Source organism: Marinospirillum sp. (genome assembly GCF_014859565.1).
This window is the reverse complement of the sequence record NZ_JACUUA010000134.1, coordinates 1-8,993: the sequence shown is the minus strand read 5'-3', so window position 1 is coordinate 8,993 and position 8,993 is coordinate 1. Positions and strand designations below refer to the sequence as shown.

Below are 8,993 nucleotides of genomic sequence, written 5' to 3'. Positions count from 1 at the left end.
TGCAGTGAAGGTGAGGGTAAACATCAACGCAAAACGGAATACGTTATCGTTAAATGCACCCAATGCCTGAGTTGCAAAAAAGGGTCCGAAACGTCTTTGCAACAACAAACCCAGACCCTGCATTCCCCACTCCTTTTTTATGACTTGGCCAAAACCTTATGATTTCACTCAGAATTTGAATCGCCCAACCAGTTGATTCAGTTGTTGCGCCAGCTGCTCAATTTCCCGGCTGCCTTCTGCTGTTTCATTGGCACCCTGTGTTGCTTCATCAGCCAACTGACCGATGCGACTGGTATTACGCGCCAGCTCTTCGGTGGTGGCGGATTGTTCTTCCGTGGTGGAGGCAATCTGCAGATTCATGTCTTCAATCTGGCGCATCTGCTGGGCAATCCGCTGCAATGCATCCAGACCGATCTGTGCAGAACTGACACTCTGCTCAGATAGTTTTTTACTGACTCCCATGGCAGCAACGGCTTCACGGGTGGTGTTCTGCAATCTCACTATGGTGGCACTGATCTCCTCTGTGGAGCTTTGTGTACGGGTCGCCAGACTGCGTACCTCGTCAGCCACCACCGCAAAACCTCGGCCATGTTCACCGGCACGTGCGGCCTCAATTGCAGCATTCAGTGCCAGCAGGTTGGTTTGCTCTGCAATCGCCTGAATAGTGGTGATCACTGCTTCAATCTCGGTGCTGGCATCTTCCAGTTGTGCCAGTTTCTGGGCAGTTTTTTCAATTTCATCCGCCTGACCGCTGATGGTTTTTGCCACCCCTTCAATCACCTGGCTACCCTGATCCACTTCCTGCCGTCCTTCACGGGTGGCATCCGATGCACGCTGAGCGCTGCCTGCCACCTCCTGCACAGTAGCCGTCAGCTCATCCATCGCAGCAGCCACTTGATCAATTTCGTTACGCTGTTGCAAAGCACCCTGTGAAGCGCGTCCACTGGTCTGCTCCAGCTGGGCTGAAGTACTTGCCAGGGTTTGGCTGTAATCGGCAAGTTGTGAAACCAGATGCCGGATTTGCTCTGCAAAGGTGTTAAATGCTTTACTCAGTCGTGCCACCTCATCACTGCCTTTTACAGTCAGACGGCGAGTCAGATCACCTTCACCACTGGCAACATCTTCCATCGCTCTGGCCGCCAGATCCAGTGGGCGCGCAATACCTCTTGCCACCAGCAAAATCACGACCAATACCAGCAATAAACCAATCACACCAATTACCATCACCTGATTGATGATACTGCGTACATCAGACAGTACCTTACTCATTGGCATGGCCATGGCAAAAGACCAACTTCCCTCGGCTTTACCCAGGGGTATCGGTGCAAAAACGATCAGGGTTTCTTCACCAAAAAGTGCGTTATGCATCCGGGTCAGATAAGGGCGCCCGGCTTTCACTGCCGCTGTTGCAGCACCAAGCTCAGCTCCCATAAAGTCTCGCTCGCTGTCCTGCATCAGTTTTCCGAGTCGACCGGCATCCGGATGCGCTACAACCGTGCCTTGCTGTCCAAACAGTGCGCTGACACCACCATGATGGCTGACGCTTGCCACTTGTTGTTGCAAGCTGTCCACCGCTACATCAACACCCACCACTCCCAGAAACTCATTATTGGCAATGATTGGCACCACTAACGAAGTGATCAGCACATCTTTGCCACCAACGGAATAAATATAGGGATCAAGAATCACTGGTTTCTGCAGCTTTTTCGGCAGCAGATAATAATCACCGGCGCCGGGCACGTCATAATCCACCAGCGCTTCAACCTGAAGCTGTCCATCCTGCCGGAACCAATAGGGGATAAAACGACCTGTGGCATCATGGCCTTCAATATCCCGGTGGAATGCATCACGGCGATCCAGTGCATTGGGTTCCCACAGGGTCCAGGCACCCAGCAGATGTTCACGCTCCGAAAGGTAAGACTGCAGCACATGATTAAAAATGTTACGACGCTGTCCAGACGGGAACTGATCCTTGGTATTAAACACACTCGCCAGGGCTTCCACACCACTGAGATCTTGCATCAGGCTTTCCAGCTGTCGCCGACCCTCCCCTTGTGCCAGCTCTTCGGCAGTTTCCATAACTTCTGCAGTAAATGTCTGCTCAACGGTCTGGCGTATAAACAGCAGGATACCCAGCAGGATCACCAGAATCAGAGGTAAAAGGGTAAACATCAGTTTACGAGTCATATTCAGCTGCGACAGCATAATTTTCCTTCATCGAAAAAGCAGACTTATATTGATCCAACGCATCATATAAGCCCTTCACCCCTTACAAGGCAAGTAACTTTTCTGCCTGTACAGTCACCGAAAACAAAGAACTGGCTTTTTTATCTCAGCAAGGCCACATTGGCCTCCAGCAGTACCGGGTGCCCCAACTGCCGCTCCAGCTCCTGCTTGATGGCATCCACCTGCACCAGAGTAACGGGCTGATCAGTCAGCAGTTTCACCGAGATATAGGCAGGTGTGCCGGGTCGGACTCGAACCTCTTGCAGCCTGACACCCAGCACTTCCTGTCCTTCCAGCTGTCGGATAATCCGGTTTTCATCCACCATACGCGAAAAGCTCAACATCAGCGGAATACTGATCAGCACCACAACAACCAGAGAAGCGCCCAACCCTATACGTGCCAGTTTAAATGGGCTGAAACCCAGCACCAGAAAGGTCAGCGAGGCTGCCAGTACAATACCGGCCAGGTTGGTCAAAAACAGCAGGAAGGCACCCCAGAATACCGCCCAGTCAAACCAGCCGATACCAATCCCGGCAACCGCCAGTGGTGGCACCAAGGCGACAGCAATGGCAACACCAGCCAGGCTTTTTGCCACTTCTGCCCGGGCATGAGCATAAGCACCGGCAATGCCTGAGATAATAGCCACCCCCAAATCCAGCAATGTTGGGCTAAGCCGTGCAGCAATCTGGTCATTGATGGTTTGCAGTGGAGTCATCCAGGTCATCACCGTGGCACAGAGTAAAGCCAGTCCCACTCCCAGCAACAGGGAGCGTCCACTCTCCATAACCAGCTGTTCATGCTGTCGCAGCACCCCCATGGATAAAGAAATGATGGGTGCCATTAAGGGTGCCAGAATCATTGCACCAATAATGACCGGTGCCGAATTGGAAAAGAGTCCGGTAATTGCCAGCAATGTGGATAACACCATCAGTGTCAGATAGGACTCGGATGCTCGTGCATTATCCTTGAGGATCAGGAACAGATCCTTGAACTCTTCCGTGGCCGCGTGATGTATCCAGGGTAAAGGATAAGCCAGCAACTCTCGTCGGGCTTCACCGCTCGGCAAACCCTGTACACGAAACACCTCCTTGGGAGAGGTGTTTTCGGACACTGCCACTGACATCCCGGTATTCAGCAGGATCAGCTGGGCTTTTTCTTCCCGCAACTCAATGCAGTCACTCTTGAAGCGATGACCGTCCACAATACAGGTCACCGGCTGGGGGGCATTAATGGTGACTGTACGACTTTTAATCCTGCCCAGAAAATCTGGCAGTCTGGAGTGGGCGGTGAAAAATGGCAGCATGGAGACAAACAGATAACGCAAGGCTTCCATCACACTGCGGGGTGACAGGATCAGCAGGTTCAGCTTATGGTCGTCCTCTTCTTCCACCACTCTGCGGGTAAAAGGACTGGCATCACCTCGTGCCACCGCCACCATACCCAGCGCGGCAGTCTCCAGGGTTTTACCTTTTTCGGTGGTCAGGGTAAAAGCACGCAGCCGAACCTCACCCAGACTCATCACCAGACGAATAAAACGCTGCCAACGCCCTTGAAAAGTCTCACCCTGGCGAAAGGACAACAAACCAAAAGGGTCACCCACACTGACGGCATTAAAAACCGGTCGGTTATTACAAAACAACAAATCAACCGGAGTGCCTTCACCCTCCAGATCCATTTGTTGTAATGCCTCAGTCATTCTGGTGGGCAGGTTTAAGCCTCGCTGCGCCTGACTCATCTCCGGATGTGGCAAGAGTGCCAATTTCCAGCCCTGAGTTGCAGCCAGAGGAATCAGTTCACTCAGCGCACCATCACCCAGCCATACCAACAGTTTGCTTCCTGCAGACAACTCAGGTGGTTGCTCTGTATCCCAGACAACCGGGAGAACAGTCCTGTCCGTTAACAGCGGTAAAACAACCTGCTGTAATTCTGCTTCCTGATCGGCAGCATACAAAACCACCCATTCATCGTTTTCCATTCCAGTCAAACACCAGGTTTAATGAGGTTATTGTGTCGATCTGCTGATCATTCGTGAGTGAGTCATCCAGCCGTTTCCACTCATGGCTGAAACTTAGAGAAAAATACTGGTTGGCACGGACTGCCAGGCTGTGCAGCAATCTCCACTCACTTGCATCTTCTGTATCATCATAAATGATTTCCTGCTGCAGCCTGATGTTTTCCGTCAGATCCTGTGACCACTTGCTGGCGGCTCGTCTCAGCAGGCTGCGCTCTTTTTCGTAAGGAGCGGCATAACGTTCAGTGAACTTCACACCCAGACCCGCTTCCAGATCCCACTCAGTGCGATCCGTGTAATACATCCGGTAACCCATACCTGCCAGCAGATCATATTGCCGGATAAACGTGGCAAAACGTTTATATTCATAACCCCCGGATGCCAGTGAATACACCTGTTCAGTCCATTGGTAATCCACCTGATGGCTGAGAATATAGTTTTCTTTGGTGGTTTTGTTATCAGTTCGGGTATGAAGCAGCTGTGCGCGGCTATCGTTGCGCCAGAACTCACTTTCTGACTGCAGACGCAAACGACCATTGATGGTGCGATCCTGCTGCTGTGCTCGGCTATCCACAAAACCCAGCTGGGCTTCTGCCCGCCAGTCTATAGGATTATCGGCCAGCGCAGGTAAAACAAACAAACTGTGAAGGCCAATCAACAAGGGTGAAATACGGAGGGTTTTAAGCAACATCATCAGAAACCAGATACCTTTTTTCAATTCAAAGTATTAGTCTGATAAAGAATAATTTATCACCCAAGCGTTGGTTTGTGGCGACACTTATGAGTCCTTTCTGGAGCGTATTAATTCCGCCACTTCATCCGGTAACAGCGGTCTGGCTTTCAAATAACCCTGCATCAGGTGACAGCCAGCCTCTTTCAGGAAAGTGAGCTGCTGTTCATTTTCCACACCTTCTGCCAGAGTGATCATTCCCAGCTGTGCCGCCATACGAATAATCAGTCGGGCAATCACCACGTCATCTTTTCGATCCGGTAGACCATCAACAAAAGACTTGTCGATTTTTAATACATCCAGCGGCAGGCGACTGAGGTAAGCAAGACTGGAATATCCCGTACCAAAGTCATCCAGCGCAATGCGCACACCCGTTTTTTTCAGCTCACCCAGCAGAGCTGTAGCTTCTTCCTGTGCGGTCATCAGCAGGGTTTCTGTCACTTCCAGTTCCAGCATGCTGGCGGGCAGTTCATAAGTGCGCAGCAGGGTAGCTATCTGGCGTGGCAGGTCAACATTCAACTGTGCGGTGGACAGGTTGATTGCCAGTGTAAAATCTGGCAATTGCTGGTCTCGCCACAGGCGTGCCTGTGCCAGTGCGGTTCGTAGTATCCACTGACCCAGAGGTAATATCAGCCCGGTTTCTTCTGCCAGAGGGATAAATTCATCCGGTGGGATCAAACCCTTGAGTGGATGTTTCCAGCGCACCAGTACTTCACAACCGACCATCTTGTCGCTGAGGATATCCCACTGGGGTTGGTACACCAGATAGAGCTGTTGTTCTTTCTGAATTGCAAGGCGTAAATCATTTTCCAGTTGCAGCCGCCCGACCACCTGCTCACCCATTTCCCGACTGTAAAAACAGAAGCGGTTTCTGCCTCGGCTTTTGGCTTGGTACATGGCGGTATCGGCGTGACGAAACAGCACTTCCTGATTAATGCCGTGATCCGGATAGAGTGCAATACCCACACTGGCAGTCATCACCAGCTGGTGATATTCAACCTGAATTGGCTGGTTGATGGCATCCAGCAGTTGTTGTACCAGTTCTGCCAACTGACTGAGCTGCCCGGCCTGTTCACTCAACAGCACAAACTCATCACCACCCATCCGTGCCAGTGTTAACTCGGGCGGCAGCACCTTCTCCAGTCGCTGTGCCAATATTTGCAGGATTTTATCACCCAGCGAATGCCCAAGAGAGTCGTTGATATTCTTGAAACGATCAACATCCAGCACCAACAGTGCCAACTGCCCCTGCTGTGCTGCCGCCCGATCCATGGCTTTTAACAGGCGCTGCCCCAATAACCAGCGATTGGGCAGACCGGTCAGGGTGTCTCGCTCGGCCAGTTGCTGCAGCCGGGTTTGCTGTTCACTGATATTGTCCTGGTAGTGTGCCAGCAACCGCCCCAACCAGCGGGCATAAACCAGCACAGCCAGCAGTGTAACCAGGCCAATCACCAGCAGAGGGGTCATTAAACGAGGGAATTCCTGCAGAAAACCCTGCAGCCAGCGCCATTCTTCTGAGGGTTGTTCCACCAGCAGATCCGGATAACCACCAGCAATAATGACCCAACGGGTCTGAGGCACCCAGGCCACTCTGGACAACTTGCGGTACTGTCCGTCATAACCGGGTCGATTCCAGAAATATTCTATAAAACCACCACCCTGCTGAGCCATATCCAGAAACTGCAACACCAGCTCCTGCTGATGTAAATCATCAATTTCTTGTGGCAACTTGCCCAGATCTGAAGGCGATGCATTGCTGGTTAACAGACGCCCTTGCTCATCCAGTACCGCAATATACCCTTCCGCTGGTAAATGCAGGTTTTCAATACGACGCAATGCAACTTCCAGCAGATCCATTTCCATCTGATAAATATAATCACCGCTGCCAATTAACCAGTCAAACGGCTCAAACTGCCTTGCATAGGCAATTTTTTCAGCCATCTGATCAGGGCGATCGGGACGATACCAGCGATAACGTGAGAATCCGCGTTTTTCAGGATTGCTGACTGATTCAACCAGCCCACGCATGATGTAATAACCATGATCATCCTGATTGTCCCACAGGGATGTTCCTTCCAGATGGGGTGCAATAGGCAGCAAAACACACTCACCATCCATACCATCAATAAAGATATAACCACGCCCCTGAAAAAAGCGCATGTCGCGGAGGCTGGCAATGATTAATTCCTGGATCTGCTGATCTGAGAGCTGATTATGTGCAGCCTAGTAAATGCCTGTTGCCACGGCAAAAGCGGCATCAACCTGTTCCTGAGCCATTTGTTTCAGCAGGTTTTCTGCCTGCCCCAGATGGTCATTCAGGTAGTGTTGTAATGCATCCACCTCATATTCCAGCCGCAACCGGTACTCTTCCAGTTCCTGCTGCTGTGTCTCTTGCCGCTGCTCACGCAACTGCTGATGTGCCTGATAACTCTGGTAACCAGCAATACCGAGAGTGACCAGCAATACGCCACCCAGCATCCCGGCGACCATCAGCCGAAGCAGACGAGACGGTGAAATCACGGACATGTTTTATCTCTACCTGCTGCGTTTGATGAGTCGACATGGTAAATCACTTGCCTTCTGGCATACTAGCAGCAGAAAGCCCCCTGCTGAGGATTTTTGATGGCTCGCCCACCCTTTGAGTTGGCCGGTCACCGGATTGCTGCCGGTCATCGTGTCCAGATCGACCTCCCCGCTGCAAAACTCTATACCCATGCACCACTGCATATTCCGGTGGAAGTGTTACACGGTCGCCAGTCCGGGCCAGTATTGCTGGTCTGTGGTGCCATTCACGGGGATGAAATTAATGCGGTGGAAATTGTACGCCGCCTGCTGCGCTCATCAGCATTAAAACACCTGCGCGGCACCCTGCTGGCAGTACCGATTGTGAATGTGTTCGGTTTTGTACAACAGAGCCGTTACCTGCCGGATCGTCGGGATCTGAACCGCTGTTTCCCCGGCAGTGAAAGTGGTTCACTGGGTTCACGAATTGCCGCCTTGTTCCGCACCAGCCTGGTGGATCAGGCCACTCATATCATCGACCTGCATACAGGTGCCATCCATCGCACCAACCTGCCACAAATACGTGCTGAACTGCACAAAAATCCGGCAACTGATGCCATGGCGGAAGCTTTTGGTGCACCAGTAATTCTGAATGCGGAGTTAAGAGAAGGCAGTCTGCGTGCTTATGCCCAGAGCCGTCAGGTTCCGGTTATTACTTATGAAGCCGGGGAGGCACTCAGATTTGACGAGTGGGCCATTGCTGCCGGAGTCCGTGGAGTACTGCGGGTAATGCGGCATCTGGGAATGCTGACGGCACAACGCAAGGCAAGCCAGCGACCGGGAGCCGAAGTTGCCCATGGTTCCAGTTGGGCAAGAGCACCGATTGATGGCATCCATCGTCCCAGAGTGGAGCTGGGAACACGCGTGGTCAAAGGGCAGATTCTGGGCTGGGTGGCTGATCCATTCGGCAAGCAGGAGCAGGAGGTTCGTGCCACCAGTGATGGTATTGTTATTGGCATGAGCAATCTGCCACTAGCCAACCAGGGAGAAGCGCTGTTTCATGTGGCACGTTTTGAGGCCATTGAGGAGGCGGAGCAGGCTGTGGAAAGTTTCCAGACTGACTACGCCCCGCTATCCTGATACGGATGCCTGATCAGCGACGGGTACTGGTTTCCAGCAGTTTTGCCAGTTCATCCATCTGCTCGTTCGGCAACTCATCCAGCTCCTTACGGGCAGCCAGAGCTTCTTCCGGGTCGAGCTGTAAACGGTCATACACTGCAGACGGAATACGAACCAGATTCTGCTCCCACTGAGGAATCAAATACTGATTGGCCAGATACAGCAGGTTGGCGTATTTAAAATGAGGGCCAGTGTAATGAGGGTTGTGCTGCTGACGAACCGCTACACACATCTCATTGGGCAGACCCCAGGTGGTGAACAGGTAACTGGCAATCTGTTCACGAGTGATACCAAACAGGAAGCGTTCCAGATACATGGGTGGTACATGGGGGTTGGCTTCCTGA

Annotated in this window: 7 protein-coding genes and 1 pseudogene; 1 reads left to right on the top strand and 7 read right to left on the bottom strand. The window is 52.0% G+C overall.

Translation table 11 applies throughout. The features are described 5' to 3' along the window. Window positions 1-168 precede the first annotated feature (168 nt). The 6 genes and pseudogenes from IBX50_RS14165 to IBX50_RS14140 all read right to left on the bottom strand — a co-directional run bounded on the left by IBX50_RS14165 (window position 169) and on the right by IBX50_RS14140 (window position 7,494). The gene (locus IBX50_RS14165; protein ID WP_292256890.1) at window positions 169-2,205 is read right to left on the bottom strand and encodes a methyl-accepting chemotaxis protein; all 2,037 of its coding nucleotides are present in this window, start codon (window positions 2,203-2,205) and stop codon (window positions 169-171) included. Between the two features lie 122 nt (window positions 2,206-2,327). Further along, window positions 2,328-4,202 (bottom strand): TIGR00341 family protein, encoded by a 1,875-nt coding sequence (locus IBX50_RS14160; protein ID WP_292256889.1) that lies wholly within the window; start codon window positions 4,200-4,202, stop codon window positions 2,328-2,330. Continuing rightward, a complete protein-coding gene (locus IBX50_RS14155) occupies window positions 4,189-4,932 on the bottom strand; it encodes a DUF481 domain-containing protein (protein ID WP_292256888.1) in 744 nt (247 codons plus the stop codon). Before IBX50_RS14155 ends, IBX50_RS14160 begins: the two co-directional genes overlap by 14 nt. An 84-nt stretch (window positions 4,933-5,016) precedes the next feature. Further along, window positions 5,017-6,498, bottom strand: coding sequence for an EAL domain-containing protein (locus IBX50_RS20765; RefSeq protein ID WP_366930732.1), 1,482 nt, complete (start codon window positions 6,496-6,498; stop codon window positions 5,017-5,019). 21 nt (window positions 6,499-6,519) lie between these two features. Then, window positions 6,520-7,176: pseudogene (locus IBX50_RS20760) on the bottom strand (cache domain-containing protein); the annotation flags it as partial. 15 nt (window positions 7,177-7,191) lie between these two features. Next, complete coding sequence (locus IBX50_RS14140) at window positions 7,192-7,494, bottom strand: hypothetical protein (protein ID WP_292256885.1); 303 nt, start codon at window positions 7,492-7,494, stop codon at window positions 7,192-7,194. A gap of 96 nt (window positions 7,495-7,590) precedes the next feature. Between IBX50_RS14140 and IBX50_RS14135 the strand changes: the two genes are divergently transcribed. Further along, window positions 7,591-8,610, top strand: a complete 1,020-nt coding sequence (locus IBX50_RS14135) for a succinylglutamate desuccinylase/aspartoacylase family protein (RefSeq protein WP_292256883.1) — start codon at window positions 7,591-7,593, stop codon at window positions 8,608-8,610. Between the two features lie 13 nt (window positions 8,611-8,623). On the opposite strand, the gene IBX50_RS14130 is transcribed toward IBX50_RS14135, so the two are convergent. Next, a partial coding sequence (locus tag IBX50_RS14130; RefSeq protein WP_292256881.1) for an HDOD domain-containing protein occupies window positions 8,624-8,993 on the bottom strand: 370 nt, incomplete at its 5' end.